The sequence below is a fragment of the Roseateles sp. FW305-36 genome, assembly GCF_058787015.1.
The window spans coordinates 123,519-148,202 of record NZ_JBYSZK010000015.1; the positions used below are offsets into that span (position 1 = coordinate 123,519).

23 protein-coding genes are annotated in these 24,684 nt (G+C 68.7%); 12 read left to right on the forward strand and 11 right to left on the reverse strand.

Annotated elements, in window-relative coordinates:
• Nucleotides 1–12 precede the first annotated feature (12 nt).
• Nucleotides 13–1,911 carry a 1-deoxy-D-xylulose-5-phosphate synthase gene (dxs, locus tag AC3WOE_RS23910; protein ID WP_492693894.1) on the forward strand — a complete coding sequence of 633 codons (1,899 nt, stop codon included), beginning with the start codon at nt 13–15 and terminating at the stop codon, nt 1,909–1,911.
• Nucleotides 1,912–1,925: 14 nt separating this feature from the next.
• Here the strand turns inward: dxs and AC3WOE_RS23915 are convergent, their stop codons facing one another.
• A complete protein-coding gene (locus AC3WOE_RS23915; RefSeq protein ID WP_492693895.1) occupies nt 1,926–2,582 on the reverse strand; it encodes a hypothetical protein in 657 nt (218 codons plus the stop codon).
• Nucleotides 2,583–2,647: 65 nt separating this feature from the next.
• The gene (locus AC3WOE_RS23920) at nt 2,648–3,532 is read right to left on the reverse strand and encodes a LysR family transcriptional regulator (protein WP_492693896.1); all 885 of its coding nucleotides are present in this window, start codon (nt 3,530–3,532) and stop codon (nt 2,648–2,650) included.
• Between the two features lie 70 nt (nt 3,533–3,602).
• Between AC3WOE_RS23920 and lysA the strand changes: the two genes are divergently transcribed.
• From lysA to ahpF, 4 genes are all read left to right on the forward strand, one after another.
• Nucleotides 3,603–4,838 carry a diaminopimelate decarboxylase gene (lysA, locus tag AC3WOE_RS23925; RefSeq protein WP_492693897.1) on the forward strand — a complete coding sequence of 412 codons (1,236 nt, stop codon included), beginning with the start codon at nt 3,603–3,605 and terminating at the stop codon, nt 4,836–4,838.
• A 47-nt stretch (nt 4,839–4,885) separates the two neighbouring features.
• Entirely contained in the window at nt 4,886–6,016 is a 1,131-nt protein-coding gene (locus tag AC3WOE_RS23930) for an HD-GYP domain-containing protein (RefSeq protein WP_492693898.1), read from the forward strand.
• A 147-nt stretch (nt 6,017–6,163) separates the two neighbouring features.
• Entirely contained in the window at nt 6,164–6,727 is a 564-nt protein-coding gene (gene ahpC, locus AC3WOE_RS23935; protein WP_119045100.1) for an alkyl hydroperoxide reductase subunit C, read from the forward strand.
• 192 nt (nt 6,728–6,919) lie between these two features.
• Nucleotides 6,920–8,473, forward strand: coding sequence for an alkyl hydroperoxide reductase subunit F (gene ahpF, locus AC3WOE_RS23940; protein WP_492693899.1), 1,554 nt, complete (start codon nt 6,920–6,922; stop codon nt 8,471–8,473).
• Here ahpF and rarD read toward each other — a convergent pair.
• On the reverse strand, nt 8,470–9,345 hold the full coding sequence (rarD, locus tag AC3WOE_RS23945) for an EamA family transporter RarD (RefSeq protein ID WP_492693900.1): 876 nt from the start codon (nt 9,343–9,345) through the stop codon (nt 8,470–8,472). The two genes, ahpF and rarD, sit on opposite strands and share 4 nt — an antisense overlap.
• Nucleotides 9,346–9,433: 88 nt before the next feature.
• Between rarD and AC3WOE_RS23950 the strand changes: the two genes are divergently transcribed.
• Both AC3WOE_RS23950 and AC3WOE_RS23955 read left to right on the forward strand, forming a co-directional pair.
• Nucleotides 9,434–9,703: a MoaD/ThiS family protein gene (locus AC3WOE_RS23950; protein WP_492693901.1), complete on the forward strand. Its 270-nt coding sequence runs from the start codon at nt 9,434–9,436 to the stop codon at nt 9,701–9,703.
• Nucleotides 9,704–9,706: 3 nt separating this feature from the next.
• On the forward strand, nt 9,707–10,777 hold the full coding sequence (locus AC3WOE_RS23955; protein ID WP_492693902.1) for a WD40/YVTN/BNR-like repeat-containing protein: 1,071 nt from the start codon (nt 9,707–9,709) through the stop codon (nt 10,775–10,777).
• Here AC3WOE_RS23955 and AC3WOE_RS23960 read toward each other — a convergent pair.
• Entirely contained in the window at nt 10,764–11,633 is an 870-nt protein-coding gene (locus tag AC3WOE_RS23960; protein WP_492693903.1) for an ADP-polyphosphate phosphotransferase, read from the reverse strand. The two genes, AC3WOE_RS23955 and AC3WOE_RS23960, sit on opposite strands and share 14 nt — an antisense overlap.
• 100 nt (nt 11,634–11,733) lie before the next feature.
• On the opposite strand from AC3WOE_RS23960, the gene AC3WOE_RS23965 reads away from it, so the two are divergent.
• Both AC3WOE_RS23965 and AC3WOE_RS23970 read left to right on the forward strand, forming a co-directional pair.
• A complete protein-coding gene (locus AC3WOE_RS23965; RefSeq protein WP_492693904.1) occupies nt 11,734–13,656 on the forward strand; it encodes a CocE/NonD family hydrolase in 1,923 nt (640 codons plus the stop codon).
• 47 nt (nt 13,657–13,703) lie between these two features.
• Entirely contained in the window at nt 13,704–14,456 is a 753-nt protein-coding gene (locus AC3WOE_RS23970; RefSeq protein WP_492693905.1) for a substrate-binding periplasmic protein, read from the forward strand.
• Here AC3WOE_RS23970 and AC3WOE_RS23975 read toward each other — a convergent pair.
• The 3 genes from AC3WOE_RS23975 to AC3WOE_RS23985 form a co-directional block, all read right to left on the reverse strand.
• Nucleotides 14,453–15,244, reverse strand: a complete 792-nt coding sequence (locus tag AC3WOE_RS23975; protein ID WP_492693906.1) for an SDR family NAD(P)-dependent oxidoreductase — start codon at nt 15,242–15,244, stop codon at nt 14,453–14,455. The two genes, AC3WOE_RS23970 and AC3WOE_RS23975, sit on opposite strands and share 4 nt — an antisense overlap.
• Nucleotides 15,237–16,238 (reverse strand): zinc-dependent alcohol dehydrogenase family protein, encoded by a 1,002-nt coding sequence (locus AC3WOE_RS23980; protein ID WP_492693907.1) that lies wholly within the window; start codon nt 16,236–16,238, stop codon nt 15,237–15,239. Before AC3WOE_RS23980 ends, AC3WOE_RS23975 begins: the two co-directional genes overlap by 8 nt.
• An 83-nt stretch (nt 16,239–16,321) precedes the next feature.
• Nucleotides 16,322–16,999, reverse strand: a complete 678-nt coding sequence (locus AC3WOE_RS23985; RefSeq protein ID WP_492693908.1) for a pseudouridine synthase — start codon at nt 16,997–16,999, stop codon at nt 16,322–16,324.
• A gap of 266 nt (nt 17,000–17,265) precedes the next feature.
• Here AC3WOE_RS23985 and AC3WOE_RS23990 point away from each other — a divergent pair, with 266 nt between their 5' ends.
• Nucleotides 17,266–17,595, forward strand: coding sequence for a c-type cytochrome (locus AC3WOE_RS23990; RefSeq protein WP_492693909.1), 330 nt, complete (start codon nt 17,266–17,268; stop codon nt 17,593–17,595).
• A gap of 73 nt (nt 17,596–17,668) precedes the next feature.
• On the opposite strand, the gene AC3WOE_RS23995 is transcribed toward AC3WOE_RS23990, so the two are convergent.
• From AC3WOE_RS23995 to AC3WOE_RS24005, 3 genes are all read right to left on the reverse strand, one after another.
• Nucleotides 17,669–18,076 carry a YchJ family protein gene (locus AC3WOE_RS23995; RefSeq protein ID WP_492693910.1) on the reverse strand — a complete coding sequence of 136 codons (408 nt, stop codon included), beginning with the start codon at nt 18,074–18,076 and terminating at the stop codon, nt 17,669–17,671.
• 298 nt (nt 18,077–18,374) lie between these two features.
• The gene (locus AC3WOE_RS24000) at nt 18,375–20,663 is read right to left on the reverse strand and encodes a putative bifunctional diguanylate cyclase/phosphodiesterase (RefSeq protein ID WP_492693911.1); all 2,289 of its coding nucleotides are present in this window, start codon (nt 20,661–20,663) and stop codon (nt 18,375–18,377) included.
• 135 nt (nt 20,664–20,798) lie between these two features.
• Nucleotides 20,799–21,737: a bifunctional helix-turn-helix transcriptional regulator/GNAT family N-acetyltransferase gene (locus AC3WOE_RS24005; RefSeq protein ID WP_492693912.1), complete on the reverse strand. Its 939-nt coding sequence runs from the start codon at nt 21,735–21,737 to the stop codon at nt 20,799–20,801.
• Nucleotides 21,738–21,818: 81 nt separating this feature from the next.
• Here AC3WOE_RS24005 and AC3WOE_RS24010 point away from each other — a divergent pair, with 81 nt between their 5' ends.
• Nucleotides 21,819–23,570, forward strand: coding sequence for a DUF885 domain-containing protein (locus tag AC3WOE_RS24010; protein WP_492693913.1), 1,752 nt, complete (start codon nt 21,819–21,821; stop codon nt 23,568–23,570).
• A 14-nt stretch (nt 23,571–23,584) separates the two neighbouring features.
• Complete coding sequence (locus AC3WOE_RS24015; RefSeq protein ID WP_492693914.1) at nt 23,585–23,854, forward strand: hypothetical protein; 270 nt, start codon at nt 23,585–23,587, stop codon at nt 23,852–23,854.
• Nucleotide 23,855: 1 nt separating this feature from the next.
• Here the strand turns inward: AC3WOE_RS24015 and AC3WOE_RS24020 are convergent, their stop codons facing one another.
• The gene (locus AC3WOE_RS24020; RefSeq protein WP_492693915.1) at nt 23,856–24,584 is read right to left on the reverse strand and encodes a DUF481 domain-containing protein; all 729 of its coding nucleotides are present in this window, start codon (nt 24,582–24,584) and stop codon (nt 23,856–23,858) included.
• Nucleotides 24,585–24,684 lie beyond the last annotated feature (100 nt).

A 24,684-nucleotide genomic window follows, 5' to 3' on the forward strand; every position in this document is an offset into this window, starting at 1 on the left:
CCAAGGACCGCCATGGAATACACGCTGCTGCAAGGCATCGACAGCCCGGCGGACCTGCGCCGGCTGCCGCGCACCGAGTTGCGCAAGCTGGCCGACGAGGTTCGCGCCTATGTGCTGGAGAGCGTCTCCAAGACCGGTGGCCACCTCGGCTCCAACCTCGGCACCGTCGAACTGACGGTGGCCCTGCACTACGTCTTCAACACGCCGGACGACCGCCTGGTGTGGGACGTGGGCCACCAGACCTATCCGCACAAGGTGCTGACCGGCCGTCGCGACCGCATGCCGGGCCTGCGCCAGCTGGGCGGCATCAGTGGCTTCCCGCGCCGTGACGAGAGCGAGTACGACACCTTCGGCACCGGCCACTCGTCCACCAGCATCTCGGCCGCCCACGGCATGGCCATGGCCTTCAAGCTCAAGGGCGAGAACAACAAGGCCGTGGCCATCATCGGCGACGGCTCGATGACGGCCGGCATGGCCTTCGAGGCGCTGAACAACGCCGGCGTGGCCCATGGCGGCCTGATGGGCGACCTGCTCGTCATCCTGAACGACAACGACATGTCCATCAGCCCGCCGGTCGGCGCGCTGAACAAATACCTGGCCCGCCTGATGAGCGGCAGCTTCTATGCCGCGGCGCGCGAAGGCGCCAAGAGCATGCTGAAGAACACGCCGCTCTACGAGTTCGCGCGCAAGTTCGAGGAGCACACCAAGGGCATGGTCGTGCCCGGCACCATCTTCGAGGAGTTCGGCTTCAACTACGTCGGCCCCATCGACGGCCACGACCTGGAGTCGCTGATCCCGACGCTGGAGAACCTGCGCGACAAGAAGGGCCCGCAGTTCCTGCACATCGTCACCAAGAAGGGCGCCGGCTACAAGCTGGCCGAGGCCGACCCGGTCAAGTACCACGCCGCCTCGGGCAAGTTCGACCCGGCGGTGGGCTTCGTCAAGCCGACCACGCCGCCGAAGACGACCTTCACCCAGGTCTTCGGCGACTGGCTCTGCGACATGGCCGAGGCCGACCCGCGCCTGGTGGGCATCACGCCGGCGATGCGCGAGGGCTCGGGCATGGTCGAGTTCCACAAGCGCTTCCCGCAGCGCTATCACGACGTCGGCATCGCCGAGCAGCACTCGGTCACCTTCGCCGCCGGCCTGGCCTGCGAGGGCATCAAGCCCGTTGTCGCCATCTACTCGACCTTCCTGCAGCGCGCCTACGACCAGCTGGTCCATGACGTGGCCATCCAGAACCTGCCCGTGCTGTTCGCGCTGGATCGCGCCGGCCTCGTCGGCGCCGATGGCGCGACGCATGCCGGCAACTACGACATCGCCTACACGCGCTGCATTCCCAACATGGCCGTGCTGACGCCGGCCGACGAGGATGAATGCCGTCAGGCGCTCTACACCGGCTTCATGCACAACGGCCCGGTGACGGTGCGCTACCCGCGCGGCGCTGGCGTCGGCGTCGTGCCCGTCAAGGCCATGACGGCCCAGCCCTGGGGCAAGGGCGAGGTGCGCCGCAAGGGCCGCCGCGTCGCCATCCTGGCCTTTGGCACGCTGCTCTACCCGGCCCTGGAAGTGGGCGAGCGCCTGGACGCGACCGTGGCCAATATGCGCTTCGTCAAGCCGCTGGACGCCGAGCTGGTGGCCGAGCTGGCGCGCACCCATGACGCCATCGTCACGGTCGAGGACGGCTGCATCATGGGCGGCGCCGGCAGTGCCGTCACCGAAGCGCTGAGCGCCGCCGGCATCCACGTGCCGGTGCTGCAGCTGGGTCTGCCCGACGAGTTCGTCGAGCATGGTGACCCGGCCAAGCTGATGAGCCTGTGCGGCCTGGACGCTGCCGGCATCGAGGCCAGCATCGTCAAGCGCTTCGGCGCCAAGCCCAGCGTCGTGCGCGCCGCGAACGAGCGCGGCTGAGCGCCCGCGCCTCCTCAGCGAGGCGCCAGCAACATCTTCATCTGGCGGTAGGCGGCGACCTCGGGGAAGCTGTCGCCCGGGCAGCTCTTGGGCAGGTCGGCGTCGCTCTTGCGTTCGCGGCGGGTGCGCATCGCGTCGATGGCGTCGATGAGGCCGTTCCAACGCAGGGCCATCTCGCTGCCGTCGCGGCATTTGACGCCGTCGTACAGCTCACCGTAGAAGGCGCGAGCGCCGGACGAAGAATGCATCTTCGAGTTGCTCACGGCCTTCCAGGCGCCGTCCTCCAGCTTCAGCGTCACCGTGCCGCCCTGGCCGTTGTAGGGCTTGGAGTAGCGCAGCTGAAGGCCTTCGGGCGTCTGGGTGACCGAACCGAGGTAGACGAACCAGGCCCGCTGCTCGTCGCGGGCCTGGGCGCGGGAGCGCAGCGTCACGGGCGTGTCGAAGACTCGCAGCGTGGCCGGCACGGTCAGCCCTTCCGCCCACACCACCACGGGCGTGAAGGGCGCGATGCCGAAGCCTTGGGGCTTCTCGTAGACGGCTTCCAGCGCCACCGGCAGCGCCGCCGCCACGATGGCCGCATCGACCGGCGGGCTGGTCGCTTCCTGGGCCTGAACGGCCATGCCGAAGGCCGCGAAGGCGGTGGCGAAAATGATGCGATGACGGCGGGACATGAGCGCTCCGGCAGGTCGAAAGGCGCGCAGTCTAGAGGGGGTAGAAGTGGTATCTCCCTAACCCATCAGCCGCACTGCGCCTGGAGCATGCGGGCCAGGGCGGCTGCCCCTTCGTGGACGGGGCGATGCAGAGGCTGCAGCAAGCTCACCCGGTAGGGGATGGAGAAGGTCAAAGGGCGCACCACCAGGCCGGAACCCGAACAGGCTTTGGCGGTCAGCGGATTGACGATGGCCACGCCCAAACCGGTCTGCACGAGCGCGCAGACGGCGACGGCGCTGTGGGTCTGCACGCCCATTCGGCGCTGCACGCCGGCCGCGGCGAAGTGGGCGTCGATCTCGCGGCGATAGGGGTCGTCCGGCGCCAGGCTGACGAAGTCCTGGCCGGCGAAGTCGCGCGGCGCCAGGCGCGGCTTGGCGGCCAGCCGGTGGCCGGCCGGCAGCACGGCGACCTCGTCGGCCTCCAGCAGGGTGCTGAGCTGCACGCCCGGCGTGGGCTGGGTGGTTTCGGCCAGGCCCAGGTCGTAGCGCTGCTCGCTCATCCAGGCTTCCAGCAGCGGCGACTCGGCCGGCGTGATGCTGACCCGGGCCGACGGGTGCTCGGCCCGCAGCGCCGCCACGGCAGCCGGCAGCAGCGCATGGCTGAGGGCCGGCAGGCAGAGCACGCCCAGCTCGGTGTCGTCGTCTCGCCCGAGAGCTTCAGCCCGCTCGATGACGCGGGCCAGGCCCTGGAAGCTGCGTTCCACCTCGTCGAACAGGGCCCGCGCCCGGGAAGTCGCCTTGAGCCGGCCGCGTTCGCGCTCGAACAGGGCATAGCCCAACAACTGCTCCAGCCGGGCCAGGTCGCGGCTCAGGGTCGGCTGTGAGGTGTGCAGCAACGCGGCGGCGCCGGTGACGCTGCCGGCCGTCATGACGGCGCGGAAGACCTCGATGTGGCGGTGCTGGATATCCATATCAGGATTGAATTGTCGCAGCACAAATTTCAATTTGATTGAATGGGATGCGAAGCGCATGCTGTAAACCATGACCAAGCCCCTGCCCGCCGCCCTGAACCCCGCCCGCCTGCAAGCGCTCGCTGCCGAACACGGCACGCCGCTGTGGGTCTACGACGCCGCCACCATCCGCGAGCGCGCCGCCTCGCTGCGGCGCTTCGACGTCGTGCGCTTCGCGCAAAAGGCCTGCTCCAACATCCACATCCTGAAGCTGCTGCGCGAAGCCGGCGTCAAGGTCGACTCGGTGTCGCGCGGCGAGATCCTGCGCGCCCTGGCCGCGGGCTATACCGCGGGTGGCGAAGACATCGTCTTCACGGCCGACCTGCTGGACCACGCCACGCTGGCCACGGTCGTCGAGCACCGCATCCCGGTGAACGCCGGCTCCATCGACATGCTGGACCAGCTCGGCGCTGCGTCTCCCGGCCACGCCGTCTGGCTGCGCATCAACCCCGGCTTCGGCCATGGCCACAGCCACAAGACCAACACCGGCGGCGAGCACAGCAAGCATGGCATCTGGCATGCGGACCTGGGCGCCGCGCTGGCGGCCATCCGCAAGCACGGGCTCAAGCTCGTGGGCCTGCACATGCACATCGGCTCGGGCGTCGACTACGAGCACCTGGCCCAGGTCGGCCAGGCCATGGTGGGTCTGGTGCGCGAGGCCGTCGCGGCCGGCCATGACCTGCAGGCCATCTCGGCCGGCGGCGGCCTGTCGATTCCCTACCGCGACGGCGATGCGCGCATCGACGTGGCCCACTACTTCGGCCTCTGGGACGCCGCCCGCCGCGAGTCCGAAGCCCTCGTCGGCCATGCGCTGAAGCTGGAGCTGGAGCCCGGCCGCTATCTCGTCGCCGAAAGCGCCGTGTTGCTGGCCGAGGTGAGGGCGGTCAAGAACGCCGGCGCGAATCGCTTCGTGCTGGTGGACGCGGGCTTCAACGAGCTGATGCGCCCGGCCATGTATGGCGCCTTCCACGCCATGAGCCTGATCGGCGCCGGTGGCCCCGGGCAGCCCGCCGTGGTGGCCGGCCCGCTGTGCGAGTCGGGCGATGTGTTCACGCAAGGGCCGGGCGGCGAGGTGCTGACCCGCGATCTGCCGGCGGCACGCGTCGGCGATCTGCTCGTCATCCATGACGCCGGGGCCTACGGTGCCTCCATGTCCAGCAACTACAACAGCCGCCCGCTGGCTGCCGAGGTGCTGGTGGATGGCGAAGCCAGCCGCCTGATCCGCCGTCGCCAGACTGTCGAGGAGCTGCTGGCGCTGGAAACCTGAGCGTTTCTCCGCTGCGGGGCGCGCCGAAGTCCGGAGATCATCCGGCCATGAAACTCGTCCCCATTCAGCAGGTGGCCGGTCATATCAAGGCCGGAGCGCCCCTGCCTTTCGGGGTGCGAGACGCCGAGGGCAAGCTGCTGCTCGCCAAGGGCCAGCCGGTGCCCAGCGAGCAGATGCGCGAGGCGCTGCTGAACCGGGGCGTCTTCGTCGACATCGAGGAAGTGCACGCCGCCTCGGCACGTGGCAGCGATAGCGGCGCGGGCAGCGAGGACTTCTTCGGCCGCTGGGAGGCGCTGCAGACGCGGCTCTCGGTGCTGCTGCGTGCGCCGCAGGAGACCCTCTTCCTGCCCAAGGTGAAGGAATGCGCCGGCCAGCTCATCGCCTGGGCCGAGCGCTTCACCGACCAGATGCTGTTCGTGGTCATTCAACATGATCACAGTCGTCACGAGGTGTATGGGCTGGCGCATCTGCTGCACACGGGCGCCGTCTGCGCCGTGCTGTCGCGGCGCCTGGGCTGGACGCCGGAGCGCCAGAAGAGCCTGGTCGGCGCAGCGTTGACGATGAACCTCTCCATCATCGACCTGCAGGGGCGGCTGGCCTCGCGCGGCGGCAAGCTGGCGCCGCCGCAGCGCGCCGCCATCGACCGCCACCCCGACGAGGCCGTGGCCTGGCTGCGCAATGCCGGCCTGGACGACGCCGAATGGCTGGCCGCCGTGGCCCAGCACCATGAGCAGCCGGGCGGTGGCGGCTACCCGCAAGGCCTGGCCGAGCCCGACGAGACGGCCCAGCTGCTGCGCCTCGTCGACATCTTCCTGGCCAAGCTGGCCAGCCGCGGCGGACGCGCCGGGCTGCCGGCGCCCCAGGCGGCCAAGACCCTCTACACCGGCAGCAACGGTCACCCCTTCGCGGCCCTGCTGGTCAAGGAGCTGGGCATGTTCCCGCCCGGCACCCTGGTCAAGCTGGCCAGTGGCGAGGTCGCCGTGGCGGTGCGCCGCGGGTCATCGGGTAACACGCCCATCGTCAGCGCCGTCATGAACCGTCATGGGGATGCCCTAGGCTCTCCGGTCAGGCGCGACACGGCGACGGCCGAGCACGCCATCACGGGCCTCGTGGCCGCGCAGGTCCTGCGCGTGAAGCTCAGCCCGCACCAGCTCTACGACCGTCGCTACGAAGCCTGAAACGCTGCCACCCACCCCGGCCGGGTGGGGTGGTGGTCGATAGGTTGACTCAATAACGCCGATTTGATTAATGTTTTCAACCGAAAACGTCAATCCGATATAGTTCTACCTATCCCATCAACCCAGCCCCCACGGGAGCTTTCTCAAATGTCCCTGATCAACACGCAAGTCCAGCCCTTCAAGACCGAAGCCTTCCACAACGGCAAGTTCATCACCGTCAGCGACGAGACCCTGAAGGGCAAGTGGTCCGTGCTGATCTTCATGCCGGCCGCCTTCACCTTCAACTGCCCGACGGAAGTCGAGGACGCGGCCGACAGCTACGCCGAGTTCCAGAAGATGGGCGCCGAGGTCTACATCGTCACGACCGATACCCACTTCTCGCACAAGGTGTGGCACGAGACCTCGCCGGCCGTCGGCAAGGCCAAGTTCCCCCTGGTCGGCGACCCGACCCACACCCTGACCAATGCCTTCGGCGTGCACATCCCCGAAGAAGGCCTGGCCCTGCGCGGCACCTTCGTCATCAACCCCGAAGGTGTCATCAAGACGGCCGAGATCCACTCCAACGAGATCGCCCGTGACGTGTCGGAAACGCTGCGCAAGCTGAAGGCTGCCCAGTACACCGCCAAGAACCCTGGCCAGGTCTGCCCGGCCAAGTGGAAGGAAGGCGCCGCCACGATCGCTCCGTCGCTGGATCTGGTCGGCAAGATCTGATGACCTTGCGGGTTGGACCTTGTCGCGCAGCGGCAAGCTCCGACCTCAACTGATCAAGATGCTGTTCGCAAGGAGCCCGGGAGGGCTCCTTCCTCTCGCAGAGCCTCACAGGTTCTGCTGAAAGAGCCTCCACACCGGGGACTCTTTCAGCAGTGGCCGATGTCGCCACGCCTTACTGAAAGGAAGTTCTCCATGTTGGACGCCGCACTGAAGACCCAGCTCCAGGGCTATCTGGACCACGTCAAGCTCCCCTTCGAGATCGTCGCTTCTCTCGACAACTCCGCCTCGAGCAACGAGATGCGCGAGCTGCTGGAAGAGATCGCCGGCATGAACGACAAGATCTCGTTCCGCGCCGACGGCGTCGACACGCGCACGCCGTCCTTCCTGCTGCGCCGCACCGGCACCGAGCAAAGCCTGCGCTTCGCGGCCATCCCGCTCGGCCATGAGTTCACGTCGCTCGTGCTGGCCTTGCTGTGGACCGGTGGCCATCCGCCCAAGGTCGAGCAGGCCCAGATCGATGCCGTGAAGGCCCTGGACCTGGATCTCGACTTCGAGATCTACATGAGCCTGACCTGCCACAACTGCCCCGACGTCGTGCAGGCCCTGTCGCTGATGGCCATCGTCAACCCGCGCATCCGCACCACCGTCATCGACGGCGGCCTGTTCCAGTCGGAAGTCGAGGCGCGCGAGATCATGGCCGTGCCGGCCGTGTGGCTGAACGGCCAGCCCTTCGCCTCGGGTCGTATGTCGCTCGAGGAGATCGTTGCCAAGCTCGATACTGGCGCCGCCGCCCGCGATGCCAAGAAGCTGGACGCCGAGCAGCCCTACGACATGCTCATCATCGGCGGTGGCCCCGCCGGCGCTGCCGCGGCCGTCTACGCGGCTCGCAAGGGCATCCGCACCGGCGTGGCGGCCGAGCGCTTCGGCGGCCAGGTCAACGACACCCTGGGCATCGAGAACTACATCTCCGTGTCGGTGACGGACGGCCCCAAGTTCGCCGCCGCGCTGGAAGGCCATGTCAAGGACTACCAGGTCGACATCCACAACCTGCAGCGCGCCGAGAAGCTGACGCCCGCGGCCCAACCCGGCGGCCTCGTCGAGGTCGAACTGGCCAACGGCGCCAAGCTCAAGGGCAAGACCGTCATCCTGTCCACCGGCGCCCGCTGGCGCAATGTCGGCGTGCCCGGCGAAGCCGAGTACAAGAACAAGGGCGTGGCCTACTGCCCGCACTGCGACGGCCCGCTGTTCAAGGGCAAGCCGGTCGCCGTCATCGGCGGCGGCAACTCGGGCGTCGAGGCCGCCATCGACCTGGCCGGCATCGTCAAGCATGTGACGCTGATCGAGTTCGGCGCCGAGCTGCGTGCCGACGCGGTGCTGGTCAAGAAGCTGCGGAGCCTGCCCAACGTCACCATCATCGTGAACGCGCAGACAACCGAGTTCACCGGCACGAATGGCAAGTTGGACGGCCTGAACTACACCGACCGCATCAGTGGCGAAGCGAAGCGCGTGGAAGTCGACGGCTGCTTCGTGCAGATCGGCCTGGTGCCCAACACCGAGTGGCTGCGCGGCACGCTGGAGCTGAGCAAGCACGGCGAGATCATCGTGGACGCCAAGGGCGCCACCTCGGTCCCCGGCGTGTTCGCCGCCGGCGACGTGACGACCGTGCCCTTCAAGCAGATCATCATCGCCGCCGGTGATGGGGCGAAGGCGGCTCTCGGCGCCTTCGACTATCTGATGCGCAGCTAAGCCGGCTTGACCTGCAGAGCGCGGCGGGTCTGCCACAGGCCTTCCGCGCTGTAGACGGCCAGGGCCGCCCAGATGAAGCCGAAGGCGACCAGCCGGGTCGCGTCCATGGCCTCCTTGAACAGGAAGACGCCGAGCAGGAATTGCAGCGACGGCGACACGTACTGCACGATACCCAGCGTCGCCAGCGGGATGCGCCGCGCGCCGGCTGCGAACAGCAACAGGCTGCCAGCGGTCACCGGCCCGGTGCCGATCAACCAGGCCCAGTCCACAGCCGTCTGGCCGGCCATGCTGCCGTCCTGCGACCACCAGATCAAACCGGCCGCGGCCAACGGCGCCAGGACCAAGGTCTCCAACGTCAGCCCCTCGATGGCGCCCAGGGCCGCCGTCTTGCGCATCAGGCCGTAGAGACCGAAGCTGAGCGCCAGCACCAGGGCCACCCAGGGCAGCTTGCCGCCGGCCACCGTCAGCCAGACCACGCCAAACGCCGCGAGGCCCACCGCCAGCCATTGCACCCGCCGCGGGCGCTCGTGCAGCACGGCAAAGCCCAGGGCCACATTGACCAGCGGGTTGATGAAATAGCCCAGCGCAGCGTCAACGACGTGGCCGTTGCCGACGGCCCAGACATAGGTCAGCCAGTTGATGGCGATCAGCGTGGCCGACACCGCAAAGCGCCGCCAGGTCGCCGCACTGACCTGCTTCAGCCAGGAGAGATTGCGCGTCACCAGCAGCACGACGGCCACGAAGGCCAGCGACCACAGCGTGCGGTGGGCGACGATCTGCAGGGCCGGAATGGAAGCGATCTGGCGGAAGTAGAGCGGGAACAGCCCCCAGCTCAGATAGGCGCCGAGGGCGAAGAGGACACCGGAATTCATTGGCCGCATTCTGTCCGTGCGGGTAAGCCCGGGGATATTTGAGGGATACGTGGCGTCGAATTGAACCGCTGTCATTCGTCGTATCTCCATGGCCCTTGTCGAATTCACCCCCCAGCTGCGCCGCTTCGTGGACGCGCCGTCCTGCCAGTGTGAGGCCGCCACCCTCGGCCAAGCCCTGGACGCTGCCTTTGCCGAGCAGCCGCGGCTGCGGGGCTACATCCTCGACGAGCAGGGCCATCTGCGCGTCAATGTGGTCGTCTTCATCGACGGCAAACGGGCGCGCGACCTGCGCGGCCTGAGCGACCCCTTGCGGGCCGACAGCCGCATCCATGTTTTGCAAGCTTTGTCCGGAGGTTGAACCATGACTGACCGCGCCTGGGCCGCGACCCGCAAAGGCCTTTTCGAACTGCGCCGCCGTGGCGGTGCCTGGCAGATCGAGAACCTCAGCTTCGTGGCCGACCCGGTCACCATGCTGCTGCCGCCCGACGCCTCCGGGCGCATGCTGGCCGGCCTCAACCTGGGCCACTTCGGCGCCAAGCTGCAGGCCAGCGACGATGCCGGCAAGACTTGGAAGGAGGTGTCGGCGCCCAGCTTCCCGCCCCAGCCCGAGGGCTCGGAAGGCCCGGCCTGGAAGCTCGACCATGTCTTCTCGCTGGAGCGTTCCGGCGATGCGATCTGGTGCGGCACCGTGCCGGGCGGCCTCTTCGTCAGCCGCGACCGGGGCGAGTCCTGGACGCTGGACGAGGCGCTGTGGAATGACCCGCGCCGCCTGCAGTGGATGGGCGGCGGCAACCCGGCACCGGCCCTGCATTCCATCTGCCCGCATCCGCAGAACGCCGACGAGCTGTTGGTGGGCGTGTCCTGCGGCGGTGCCTGGCGCACCACCGATGGCGGCCAGAGCTGGGGCCTGCGCGCCAAGGGCATGCGCGCCGACTTCATGCCGCCCGAACTGGCCGGCGACGAGAACTCGCAGGACCCACACCTGATCGCCCGCTGCCGCGCCGAGCCCGATGTGCTCTGGTGCCAGCACCATTGCGGCATCTTCCGCAGCAGCGACAACGGCGCCACCTGGGAGGAACTGCAGGCCCAGCCCTCGAGCTTCGGTTTCGCGGTCGCTGCGCACCCGGCCGACCCGCAGACGGCCTGGTTCGTGCCGGCCGTCAAGGACGAGCGCCGCATCCCGGTCGACGGCGCCCTGTGCGTGACACGCACGCGGGATGGTGGCAAGAGCTTCGACGTGCTGCGCACGGGCCTGCCTCAGCAGCACTGCTACGACCTGATCTTCCGCCACGGCTTGGCGGTGGATGACGAGGGCGAGCAGCTGATGATGGGTTCGACGACGGGCGGTGTCTGGGCCAGTGGCGACGGTGGCGACAGCTGGCAGGCCGTGTCCGCGCATCTGCCGCCGGTCTACGCCGTCAAGTTCGGCTGAGGCGCTTCTTGATCGCGGCCAGTTCGGCCGCATACAGCGTCGGCTCGGGATAGCTCATCTTCAGGGCTTCCAGGGCCTCGACGATGGTCTGGGAGACGATGAGGCGCGCATTGCGCTTGTCGTCCGCCGGCACCACATGCCAGGGCGCCTCAGCGCTGCTGGTGGCACCCAGCATCTCGCCATAGGCCTGCTGGTATTGAGGCCAGAGCTCGCGCTCGGCCATGTCGTCGGCGGTGAACTTCCAGTTCTTGGCCGGGTCTTCCAGCCGCGCCAGGAAGCGCTGGCGCTGCTCGTCCTTGCTCAGGTGCAGGAAGAACTTCAGCACTCGCGTGCCGTTGCGGTGCAGATGCTGCTCGAGGTTGTTGATGGACTCGTAGCGCTGCGGCCAGATGGCCGGCGCGCGCGCTGCCTCCTTGGGCAGGGACTGCGCCTTGAGGATCTCGGGGTGCACGCGCACGATCAGCACTTCCTCGTAGTAGGAGCGGTTGAAGATGCCAATGCGGCCGCGCTCGGGCAGGCATTGCGTGGTGCGCCACAGGAAGTCGTGGTCCAGCTCCTGGGCGCTGGGGTGCTTGAAGCTGAAGACCTGGCAGCCCTGCGGATTCACGCCCGACATCACATGCTTGATGACCCCGTCCTTGCCCGCCGCGTCCATGGCCTGGAAGATCAGCAGCAGCGCGTAGCGGTTGTGGGCGTAGAGCAGGTTCTGCAGCTCGGCGAGCCGGCCGACATGGCCCTCCAGCTGGCGCTCGTAGTCGGCCTTGTCGCTGTAGAGCGGGTCGACGCGCGTGGCCCACTGCTTGAGCTTGACCTTCTGCTCGGGCGCGGCCCGGTAGGCCCGGGTGTCGATCTTCATGGTGCAGCCTCCCTTTACCTGGCGATACGCCAGCCTACCGCGGATGCCTGGTCGGGCGGTGTCAGACTCCGTCCCTGTCTTTCATCCGCCATCCGCCACGATGTCCCTGCTGCGCGCTTCCCTCCTGCTGCTGGCCCTGGCCGCCTCCGCGGCCCAAGCCAACGACGAAGACTCCAAGCCGGCCTACGAGCCGCGCGAGCACTACACCAAGTACGAGTACCGCATCCCGGTGCGTGATGGCAAGAAGCTGTTCACCGCCGTCTACGTGCCCAAGGACCAGAGCCGGCGCTATCCCTTCCTGATGGTGCGCACGCCGTATGGCTGCGGGCCGTATGGCGTGGACCGTGATGGCGTGAAGGGCCTGGCGCCCAACGAGGACTTCCTGAAGGCCGGCTACATCTTCGTCTGCCAGGACGTGCGCGGCCGCAACCTGTCCGAAGGTCATTTCATCGAGATGACGCCGCACCAGCCGGGCAAGAAGCTGTCGTCCGAGTTCGATGAAAGCTCGGACACCCACGACAGCGTGCAGTGGTTGCTCGACCACGTGCCCGGCCACAACGGCCGCGTCGGCTTGTGGGGCATTTCCTATCCGGGCTTCTATGCCGCGGCCTCGGTCATCGACTCGCACCCAGCCATCAAGGCCGCGTCGCCGCAGGCGCCCATCGGCGACCTCTTCAAGGGCGACGACAGCTACCACGGCGGCGCCTTCATGCTGGCCGCCAACTTCGGCTTCTACACCGGCTTCAAGCCCCAGCAGGCGCCGGTGCCACCGCCCAAGCAGTGGCCGCAGTTCGATTGGGCAACGCTGGACGGCTACGAATACTTCCTGCAGTTCACCAACCTCGACGCGATGGCCGCCCGCATGGCCAAGGACGGCGGTCCCAACCCCTACTTCGACACCCAGCTCGAGCATGACCGCTACGACGAGTTCTGGAAATCGCGCGCCATCCTGCCGCATCTGAAGAACATTCGCGCCGCCATGCTGACGGTGGGCGGCTGGTTCGACGCCGAAGACCTGGCCGGCCCGCTGCGCACCTTCCGCGCCATCGCCAGGCAAAGCCCCGCGACCGACAACCGCCTCGTCATGGGCCCCTGGGTGCACGGCGGCTGGGTCGGTGCGCCGGGCCGTCAACTGGGCCGCGTGCAGTTTCACCAAGCCACGGCCGAGCAGTTCCAGAAGGACGTGCTGCTGCCTTTCTTCGAGCAGCATCTGCGTGAGGTGACACCCAAGACGCCGATCGCCAAGGCCACCGTCTTCGAGACCGGCACCAATGTCTGGCGTCGCTACGACGCCTGGCCGCCCCAGGAGGCCCAGGCGCGCACCCTCTACTTCGCGCCCGGCGGCAAGCTCAGCTTCGCGCCGCCCGACACGGCCCAGCCGGCCTTCGACAGCTGGGTCAGCGACCCCAACAAGCCCGTGCCCTACATCGGCTACACATCGCTGGGCGTGCCGCAGGAGTACATGGTCAGCGACCAGCGCTTCGCGGCCACGCGGCCCGATGTGCTGACCTACCGCAGCGAGGTGCTGGAAGACGACGTGACCCTGGTCGGCCCCGTCGTCGCGCGGCTGTTCGCGTCGACGTCGGGCAGTGATGCCGACTGGGTCGTCAAGCTCATCGACGTTTATCCGGCCGAGCTGGAAGAGGAGGGCGCCAGGAAGCGCAAGAAGCGCACGGAGGACGTCGAGCCGCCCGAGGCACCGCTGGGCGGCTACCAGCAGCTGGTGCGCGGCGACCCGCTGCGCGGCCGCTTTCGCAAGGGCTTCGAGACACCCGAGGCCATGGTGCCCGGTCAGGTCGAGGAACTGCGTGTCGAGATGCAGGACGTCAACCACAGCTTTCGCCGCGGCCACCGCATCATGGTGCAGCTGCAGAGCAGCTGGTTCCCGCTGATCGACCGCAACCCGCAGACCTTCGTGCCCATCCGCAGCGCCAGGCCCGAGGACTTCCAGGTCGCCACGCAGAAGCTCTACCGCTGGCAGGGCCAGGCTTCGGGCCTGGAAGTGAAGGTGCTGGCTCGCTGAGCGCCCGGGACTATCCTGCGCCGAAAGCCGCCCAAGGTCAGGCTCCGATGTTGCGACGATTGCTGCTTGTGCTGATGCTGCTCGCGCCGCTGGCGGGTCAGTGCGCCTGCAAGCACCCGCTGCGCGTGCCCTTCGAGGACTGGCGGCCCTATTCCTTCATGGCCGATGGCCGTCACACCGGCCTGGAGACCGAGCTGCTGGCCGCCGTGGCCAGGGAAGCTGGCTGCCGCATCGACTATGTGCGCGAGGTGCCGCGCAACCGCCGCCTGCCCATGCTGGTCGACGGCGAGCTGGACCTGCTGGTCGCCGCCACGCCGCGCCCCGGCGACGCAGCGTGGTACACGCGGCCCTACCGCGACGAGGTGCTGGGCGTCTTCATGCGCGCCGACGAGGCCCGCATGGACGTGCGCTCGCTGGACGAGCTGCTGCGCGCCGGCCTGCGCCTGGTCACGCACCGTGGGCCGGCCAGCGTCGCCATCATCAACGACTTCGCGGCGCGCGGCCTGCTGACCTGGTTCGAGGAATACGCCAAGGGCGTGCAGCTGATGCAGCTGGGCCGTGGCGATGTGCTGCTGGGCGACAGCGTTGCCATCGCCTTTGCGGCGCGCTCCGCCGACGTGCCGCTGATCGAGCTGCCCATCGTGCTGCTGCGCGACCCGGTGACCTACAAGCTCAGCCGCAAGTCCATGACCGAGGCCGACCTGCGCGCCTTCAACCGCGCCATCCAGCGGCTGGAGGCGAATGGCGAGCTGCAGCGCATCCGCGCCCGCTGGCTGGGCGCGGCGCCGTTGAAGCATTAGCGCTTCAGCCGACGCGACATTGCGCCCGTCACGCGCCGCAGCAGCCAGCGCGGCGTGCTGCGGCCGGCCAGCGTCGCGGCCAGGTTGAGCACGCCCGGCACGCGGATGACGTCGCCGGCCATGCAGGCCTCGAAGCCCTCATCGGCCACCGCTTCGGCCGTACCGATGACGAAGCCGGGCAGGCCGCCCAGCTCGCTGCTGCCGGCCTGGGCCTTGTCCAGCATGGACGTGGCCGTGATGCCAGGACACAGCGCCGTGATGGTCACGCCGCTGCCCTGCAGTTCCTCGGACAGGGACTCCGTCAACGACAGCACATAGGCCTTGGTGGCGGCATAGGTGGCCAGCATGGGAATGGGCTGGAAGGCCGCGATGGAGGCGACGTTCAGCACCCGGCCCGAGCCGCGCGCCTGCATGGGTGGCAGGAAGTGGGCCAGCATCTCGGTCAGGCTGCTGACGTTGAGGTCGATCAGCTCGCGGTGGCGGCTGCTGCGCATGGCCGTGAACTCGCCATGCTCCAGCACGCCGGCGTTGTTGACGAGGACGTCGATGCGCCGGCGCGAGCGCTTCATCGCCGCCGCCAGGCGCTCGGCGGCGCCGGGCTGGCTGAGGTCGGCCGGCGCCACCCAGGCCTTGATGCCGTGCTCGTCGACCAAGGCCTTCGCCAGCGCCTTGAGCTTGTCCTCGCTGCGCGCCACCAGCACCAGGTCGTGGCCGGCGCGCGCGAACCGATGCGCCAGCGCCTCTCCGATGCCCGAGGAGGCGCCGGTGATCAGCGCGATCTCAGCCATGCTTGGGCACGACGAGGATCTTGCCGTCGCGCTCACCGGTGGCTGCGGCGGCAATCGCTTCCTTGATCTGCTCGACGGGGTAGGTGGCGTGGATGCGCGCCTTCAGCTGGCCGGTGGCGATCAGCCTGGTCAGCTCGCCGTAGAGGGCCATCTGGGCCTCGCGCGAGGCCACCTTGAACCACTTGGCCAGCCAGAAGCCGCGCAAGGTCAGGTCGTTGAAGACGAAGGACTGCGGCGACACCACGCAGGGCTCGCCGCTCATCAGCCCGTAGTTGACGACGGTGCCGCCCTCGGCCACGCACATGGCCAGCCGGTTGGTGGCCTTGCCGCCGACGGCATCGATGCCCAGGCGAATCGGTGCGCCTGACACGGCGTCCTTGACGCGCTTGTTCAGGTCATCGCCGTCCACCAGCACGACGTCGCCGCCATCGGCCTTGACGACGGCCGCGGCGCCCTCGCGCCGCACGATGTTGACGGTGCGCAGGCCGCGCAGCTTGGCCAGTTGCGTGAGGTAGCCACCGACGCCCGAGTTGGCGACGTTCTGGATGACCCAGTCGCCCGGTTGCAGATCGACGAACTCCGACAGCATCAGCGAGGCCGTGGCCGGGTTGACGGTCAGCATGGACAGCTGCTGCGCATCGGCGCCCGGCGGCAGCGGCACGAGGCGCTTGGCATCGGCGATGAGGTGGCTGGCCCAGGTGCCGCTGCCGGCGGGCAGCAGCACGGTCTGGCCAACGTTGAGATGAGTCACGCCTTCGCCGACGGCCACGATGCGGCCCACGCCCTCGCTGCCACCCACGGCCGGCAGCGGCGGCAGGATGCCGTAGCCGCCGGTCAGCATCAGCACGTCCGAGGGGTTGATGGGCGCGGCCAGCACGGCGACGACCGCCTGGCCTGCGGCCGGCTCGGGCACATCGAACGGCACCGCGCCGATGACGTCCTGCGGCACCGGGCCGCGTTGTTCGTAGAGCGACTTGATGCCCTGGATGGCCATGGGGTGTCTCCTGCTTTTGGATGGAACGACCGATTCTGAGCCTCCGGCGGCTGCGTGGCCATCGCCGAGGCGACAGGCTCTCGTCAGGGCCAGCCAGGCCCCGTCGGCGCCTCCAAATGCAGCGTTGTGCCGGTGATTGGGTGGACCAGCCTCAGCTCGCGTGCATGCAGCCACAGCCTTTGCATGCCGAGGTGTGCCGCCACGGCACGGTTCAGCGGCCCCTTGCCGTGCGTTGCGTCGCCCAGGATGGGATGGGCGATGTGCTTGAGGTGGCGGCGGATCTGGTGGCGGCGGCCTTGCATGGGCTCGGCCTCGAGCAGCGCGACGCGCGTCGTCGCAAAGCGTGGGTCGGTGGTGATGGGCCACTCCAGCCGTTGCAGCACATGCCAGCGCGTCTGCGCCTCCAGCATGGTCTGGCCGGCGGAAGGCAACTCGGGATCGCGTGCCAGCGGATGGTCGACGAGGCCGTCGTCTTCGTGCGGCCAACCTCGCACCAGTGCCAGATAGCGCTTGTCCATCTGCCCCTGCTCGAACATCGCGCCCAGCAGCGACGCGACCTCGGCCGACAACGCGAACAGCAGCACGCCCGAGGTGCCGCGGTCCAGCCGGTGCACCGGCCAGACGGTCTGGCCGAGCTGGTCGCGCAGCTGCTGCAGCGCCGCCTCGTCCTCGCCGGCGGCGAGCTGGGTGCGGTGGACGAGCAGGCCCGGCGGTTTGTCGATGGCGACGAGGTGCTCGTCGTGATGCAGGAGCTGCAGCATCAGGCCAGCGCGCTATTGACCAAGAAGCACGCGCCTTGCTCGGGCCTGGCCGCCCGCAGCGCCTGGCCGGCGGCATGGGCATCGGGCAGGCACTCAGTCTGGGGAACGAGGGAGCAGATGGCGATCGACGAGGCGCGGCGGCTTGGCATGGCAGCCTGGACTCTATGTGCATCCTGAGGGCCCATCTGCGGCGGTGTTGATCTCGCGCAAAACGTGGACGGGGCGCGGCCCTAGTCTGGCAGGACCATCTGCTACGGAGGTCCGCTATGAAGACGTCTCTGGTGCTCGCGACTCTGGTCGCCATGGGGCTGCCTGGCCTGGCCTTGGCCAGCGACAAGCTCGCGCAGGAGAAGCAATGCATGGGTTGCCATGCGCTCAAGCAAGACGGTGCGGCACCGTCCTTCAGGAAGATTGCGGCCTTCTGGAAGGATCGCCAGGATGCCGAGGCCAGCCTGGTCCGCACCATCCAGCAGGGGAGTGCGGCCACGGGCGGTCCGCACTGGGCCAAGGCCAAGATGCCCGACCAATCGGAGCGTCCCACCGTGAACGAGGCCGAGGCCAAGCTGCTGGCGCGCTGGGTGCTGGCGCAGCGTTGATGCTCGCGGAAGCGCCCCTCGCTCACCCCGAAGATCCTGCCCGCGGCCGTCTGGCAGGAAACTGGGGTCGGAGTCAGTTTTCCGGATCGCCGTCCAGGTAGAACCATTCGCCGTGCTCGCGCACGAAGCGGCTCACCTCGTGCAGGCGATGGGCGCGGCCACCGAGCTTGCTGCGGGCGACGAACTCGACCGTGCCATGGTCAGGGTCCTGAATGGTGCTGCGCTTCACATCGAGACCCAGCCATTTCAGGCCGGGCTCGGGCGGCTCGAGTTCGGCCGGGCGCGTGGTGGTGTGCCAACTGGCGAGGAGATAGGGGCGCAGGTCCAGCACGAAGGCCGAGTAGCGCGAGCGCATCAGCGCCTCGGGCGTGGCGGCGGCCAGGCCTTGGCCGCAAGCGAAGGCCTGGTGCAGGGCGCCGCAGCAGGACGCGTAGGGGGCAGGGCGGCCGCAAGGGCATAAGGAGTGGGCATCTGGATTCATCGGGGTTGAATAATGCCCGACGCATCTTCAGCTCGGCAGCCATGCGACGCCGAACGCTTCTCAGCCTTCCATTTGCGGGTCTTGCCTTGTGGGGGTGCTCTCGCTCTCATCGGGCCTTCTCGCCCGTCGGCTTCAGCACGGATGGCAAGCAGGCGGTTTTTGCCTCTGGCGTGAGTTGTGGCGGGACCTGCGGTATCGGACTCATCGTGCTGATGCGTAGAGATCGCGACGTATGGGTGCCGGAGGATTCGCAGCAGCTCTGGATCGGCTGAAGCAGACCCAGGCACTGACGGCCTTGCTATTCAGTGCGCAGCAGCGATGGGCGGCCGTCTGCGAAACGCTGAACCAAATCTGCCAGCGGCAGCGGCCGCCCCAGCAGCCAGCCCTGGCCGAAGGCGCAGCCGCATTCGCCCAGCACCGCCAGTTGCTCGGCGCTCTCGATGCCCTCGGCGATGACCTCCAGCTGCAGATGCCGGCCCAGGTCGACGATGGTCTGGGCGATGGCGCGGTCGCGGTCGCCGGTGGGCAGGTCGCGCACGAAGCTGCGGTCGATCTTCAAGGAGCTGATGGGCAGGCTCTTCAGCATCGCCAGCGACGAGTGGCCCATGCCGAAGTCGTCCAGCGAGATCTCGAAGCCGATGTCGCGCAGCTGGTGCATGACGCGGCGGACCTGCTCCGGCTGGCGCATCAGCATGCCCTCGGTCAGCTCCAGCGCGATCTGCGAGGGCGGCACCTCCAGCCCAGCCGACATGGCTGCCAGCATCTCGGGCAGGGCGCTGCTGGTGAACTCCGAGGCGGCCATGTTGACGTGCACCTTGAGCTTCTCCAACGCGCCGCCCCTCAGCGAGGCCAGATCGCGCAGGGTCTGGCCCAGCACCCAGCGGCCGATGTCGACGATGAGGTCGCTCTGCTCGGCAATGGGAATGAAGACGTCGGGCGGCACCGCCGTGCCATCGGGCTTGCGCCAGCGGATCAGCGCCTCCACGCCATGCAGGGCGCCCGAGGCAATGTCGACGATGGGCTGGTAGACCAGGTGCAGCTGCTCGGTCTGCAGGGCCTCGTGCAGCTCGGTCTCGATGGCCAGTCGCTGGGCCAGCTTGGCGCGCTGCTGGGCCAGGGTGTCGGGGCTGCTGGTGGAGAACACATTGCTGCCGTTGCGGCCGTTCTGCTTGACGCGGTACATGGCCGCGTCGGCGCTGCGCAGCAGCTCGGGGCCGCTCTGGCCGTTGTCGGGGAAGCGGCTGACGCCGATGCTGGCCGACACGGTCAGGGCCACGCCCTCGTAGCCGAAGGGCCGGTTGGCGGCGGCGAGCACGGCGTCCACCAGGGTCGCCAGCGCCTGCTCATCGCCGCTGTCGGGCACCAGGACGGCGAACTCGTCACCGCCCAGGCGGCCGACGCGGGCCGGTGGTGGCGCCAGCCTGCGCAGCCGCTTCGCGAACTCCTGCAGCACCGCGTTGCCGGCCTCGTGGCCGAAGGCGTCGTTGATGGGCTTGAAACGGTCCAGGTCGATGAACACCAGCGCAAAGCGCCGGCCCTGCTGGTGGCTCAGCGCGCAATGGCGGTTCAGCTGGGCGTAGAAATGCGCGCGGTTGTCCAGCTCGGTCATCTCGTCGACCTGGGCCATGCGCAGGATGACGGCCTCGGTCTCCAGGCGCTGGGCGGTCTGGGCGATCAGCGCGCCGATGGTGGCCGAGACCTTGGGCAGCTGGGCCTCGGGCTGGCGCGACAGGCTGCTGTAGAACTCCAGCACGCCGGGGCGGTGGCGCTCGCCGTCGTCCGAGACATAGGTGACCGGGAAGACATAACCCGACCACAGGCCGCACATCTGGGCACTGCCGCGGCGCAGGAAGCGCGGGTCGGTGCTCATGTCCTCCACCCACTCGGCCTGGCCGGTGGCCCAGACGCGGCCGACCAGGCCCTCGCCCGGCGCCATCTTCAGCGAGGCGCTGACCGCGCTGAACTGCTCCAGCCTGGCGTCGGGCCTGTGCCAGAAGTGGCGGCAGTACAGGCGGCCGCCGCCGTCCTCCATGTTCCAGTAGGCGCCCCATTCCCAGCCCAGGTTGCGGCAGATCAGCTGGATGACGTTGCTGATCGCGTCCTCCAGCGTGTGGGTGCCGACCAGGTACTCGGTCAGCGCATAGCCCAGGCGCTCGCGCACGGCGGCATGGGTGAGGTCCGTGATGTCCTGCAGCAGGCCGTGGCGCCAGCGCGGCCGCGCCGGGTCGGGCGGCAGCGGCGTCACGCGCAGCCAGCGCATGCCGCGGGCCAGGCCGGCGACACGGATGTCCAGCGGGCGCTGGTTCTGGGCGCCGGTCCACAGGCGGATCAACTCGGGCAGCTCGTCCTCGACGACATGGCCGAAGCAGGTGTCGAGGCCACTCGCTGAACGGCTGGGCATCTCGAGGTATTCGGCCGCCGTGGGCGACAGATGGCTGACGCCGGTCTGCGGGTCGTACCACCACTGGCCGAAACCTGCAGCCTGCTCCAGATGCTGGGGGCAGGCGGCGGCGGGTGTAGGCAGGTGTCGCGGCGGCCCGAACTGGAGGGACGCGGCCGGCATGCTGACTTCCCGATTGCTTGTCATGCGCGTGCATGGCGCAAGTCGCATGCCAGCGCACCGACCCGCTTGGAATGCGCACAAGCTCACGCTCCACGGGGTGGGCGCATGGCGGTGGCCCCATCAGCGTGCAGCGTCCTGCACACGCCTGGTGCGGTGGGGCTAGAGGCGCAACTCCCAGGTCTCGTTGACGACGTCGATGCCGAAGCCGTGGCCGGCTTCGCTGCGGATGAGCTGGTAGCCCTCGGCCGCATAGATGGCCCGTGCCGAGGTCAGCGCGCTCTGCGTCCACAGCACGATGCGCTTGTAGCCGGCGGCGCGCGCGAAGTCGCTGCATTGGCGTACCAGGCGTTTGCCCAGACCGAGGCCGCGGGCATGCGGCTCCAGCAGCAGCAGGCGCAGCTTGGCGACGCCGGGCTTGACCTTGCCCGTCCTGTCGTCACGCGCCCGGACGAGCATCACGCTGCCCAGGCGCTCGGCGCCGCGGGCGGCGATCCAGCAGGCCTCACGCTCGGGATTGAAGCGGTCGACGAAGTCGGCGCAGATGCGGGCCACCAGGGCCTCGAAGCCCGCGTTGAGGCCGTATTCGGCGGCGTAGAAGGCGCCATGCCTCTCGACGATCCAGCCCAGGTCGCCCGGTTGCGGTGCGCGCAGCTCAACCGCTGCCGTGGCATCAGGTTCCAGCATGGCCTGGATGCGCGACATCGAGCCCAGCAGGAGCTGGCGCTGCGGCGCGGACAGGGGCGCCAGCATGGCCTCGGCCTTGGCCGTGCCCTGGTGGTCCAGCGGCACGAAGGCGCGCTTGCCGGCGGCGCTGAGCTTGAGCAGGGTCTGGCGGCCGTCGCTGGGGTGGGCCTGCTCGGCCAGCAGGCCGCGGGTCTTCAGCGCGCGCAGCAGGCGGCTCATATAGCCGGCGTCGAGCTGCAGGCTCTTGCTCAGGGCCGACGCGCTCACCGGCGCGTTGTGGGCCAGCTCCCACATCACACGGGCCTCGGGCAGGGTGAACTCGCTGTCGGGCAGCTTGGGCGACAACAGGCCGATGTGGCGCGTGTAGAAGCGGTTGAAGGCGCGGACGTCGAGGGCCGGGGTTGAGGTGCTCATGGCCGGCATCTTCCGCAAGATGATTGCTTTTGGCAAGTTGTTTTGCATGCCATGATGGCGCGCGTCAAACCGGGAGCCCGCATGCTTCGAGCCCTCCGCCTCGCCCTTCTGCCCTTGCTGGCCGGCCTGCCGATGGCTGTTGCCGCGACGCCGTCTGCCGTGCCGAGCTGGCGGGGCCTGCTGGCTGAATACGACCTCCATCTGCGTGCGGCCGACCCGCTGCGGGCCGCGCTGCTGGGCGATGCCGCTGCGCTGTCGCGTTGGCCGGACGAGAGCGTTACGGCCCTGGGCGAACGCCGGCAGCGCTTGCTGCGCCTGCAGTCGCGGCTCGCCGCGCTGGCGCCGAAACGGCTGGCGCACGAGGACGCACTGAGCCGTGACCTGCTGGCCGAGCGGGTGGAACTGGAGCTCGAGGGCCTGGCCTTCGACGAGTCGCGCCTGCCCTATATCAACGGCGACGGCTTCTACACGGTGGCCAACTACGCCGCCGACAACGCCGTGCTGCGCGACGAGGCGCAGGCCCGTGCCTGGCTGGCCAAGATCGCCGCCTTTCGGGCCTTCTACCGGGCGCAGGCCGAGAACCTGAAGCGTGGCGCAGCCAGCGGCTTCGTGCGACCCCGGCTGATTGCCGAGCGCACGGCGACGGCGCTGCGGGCGCGAGCCGACCAGGCGGCCGATGCGCATGTGCTGCTGAAACCGCTGGCGGAGCTGCCAGTGTCTTTGCGAGCACGGTTTCAGGCCGAGGGCCTGGCGCTGGTCAGGCAGGCGGTGAAGCCGGCCGAGCGCGAGATGGCGGAGCTGTTCGAGCGCGTGGTGGTACCGGCGGCCAGCTCAGCCCTGGGCATCACGGCCCTGCCCGATGGTGGGGCCTACTACGCCTATCTGATCCGCCGCCAGGCCTCCACGCGCATGACACCCGAAGCCATCCACGCGCTGGGGCTGCAGGAGGTGGCCCGCATCGAGGCCGAGATGCGCCAGGTGATGGCCAGTGCCGGCTTTAGCGGCAGCCCGGCCGCCTTCTCCGAGCAGTTGCGCGCCGACCCGCGGTTCCGCGCCGCCAGCCTGGACGACTATGTGACCCGCACCCGCGACGTCACCAAGCGGGTCGATGCATTGCTGCCGGCCTATTTCAGGCGCCTGCCGCAGCTGACCTTCGGCGTGCGCGTGGTGGCGCCGGAGATGAAGGACTCGTCCTCCGGCTACAACCCCGGCAGCCTGGCCCAGGGCGTGGCCGGCACGGTGCTGGTCAATGCCGATGCGGTGCAGGACAGCCCGCTCTACGGCCTGACGGCCTGGACCCTGCACGAGGGTGTGCCCGGTCATCATCTGCAGATCGCCCTGGCTCAGGAGCGCGACGACCTGCCGGCCTTCCGGCGCCTGGACGACCTGAACGCCTATGTCGAAGGCTGGGCCCTGTATGCCGAGCACCTCGGCGTGGAGATGCGCCTGTACCGCAATGCCCATGAGCATTTCGGCCGGCTGTCCTTCGAGATCTGGCGCGCCTGCCGTCTCGTCGTCGACACCGGCCTGCATGCCAAGGGCTGGACCCGCGAGCAGGCCGTGGCCTACCTGCGCGATCACACGGCACTGGGCGCCGGCTTCATCGAGGCCGAGGTGGACCGCTACATCGGCTGGCCGGCCCAGGCCCTGGGCTACAAGCTGGGCGAGCTGCGCATCCGTGCGCTGCGCGACAAGGCCGAGCGGGATCTGGGCGCGCGCTTCGACCTGCGCGACTTCCACGACGCCGTGCTGCGCGGCGGGCCCATGCCGCTGGACCTGCTGGAGCGCGAAGTGGGACGGTGGATAGGCGCTAGGCTTGCGGCCAGGCACTGAGACCGGAGAACGATTTGGGCATCGTCGTGTATTGGCTGGAGAACGAGGGCAAAGAGGCGGCCCCCGTCTGCCAGTTTTTCGACAGCAAGCAACTGACCCAGGCCCTGGCTTGGGCCGAGGACAGGCGCCGGGCGGGACATCGCCATGTCAGCATCTCGACCGAGCTCGACGAGAGCGTGGGCCGGCCCGGCGTCTCGGCCGTGGAGGGCGGCAAGACACCGGACGGCGAAGCCTACGAATGGTCCAAGGCCGGCCGGGCCGGCAAAGTCCGCAAAGGCCGTTGAATCAGAACTTGTAGCCGAAGCCGACCGTCAGCAGGTTGTCTGTTTTCTTCGTGCCCGCCGGCACGCGGCTGGCGTAACGGCTCGACAGGCCTGCATTGAGCGTCCAGCCCCCGCTGATCTGCGTGGCCAGGCCGGCGTCGAAGGTGGCGCGGTTGCCGAGGTCGCCGCCGCCGGGGTAGTAGACGAGGCGCTGCTTCAGCGTCGTCGTCTCGCTGACCTTGTGGCTGGACTCTTCGCCGAACAGCACCTGGGCACCATTGGCCTTGCTGCCGTCGGTGAGGCGGGTGGTGGTGTAGCCCAGACCGCTGAAGATGTCCCAACTGGTGAAGTCGTCCTTCAGCAGGTGGTAGCCGAGACCGCCGTTGACGTTGTAGCGGTCGCGCACGCCGCCGGCCTTGTTGGTTTCGCCTTCCGCGCCGCCGAACGAGAACCACTGCGTGCCGAGGTTGAAGTCGTAGCGGCCGCCGACGCGCAGCAGGTCGGCGGTGGTGGTGTCGATGCCGTTGACCTTGTTGCGGCCGTAGTTGGCGATGCCGTAGAGGCTGAGCTTGTCTTCGGCCGTCGCGACGCTGGCGTCGGCATTGCCGGCCAGGGTGCGGCTGCTGCTGTTGCCGCTGGCGAAGGCGCCGGAGACGCTGAGACCGCCATGCCACTTGCCGTCGGGTGTGTCCTGGGCATGGGCGGTGAGGGTGAAGGCAAGGGCGCCGAGGGCGAGAGTGAAACGTTGCATCAGAAAAGCTGGCTGCGGGAAAACCAGCAGTATCGCCAAGGACCCGCGTCGTCCGGTGTGGGTGCCGGCCAAGCTGTAAGAGGGGGTTCTCTAAAATGCG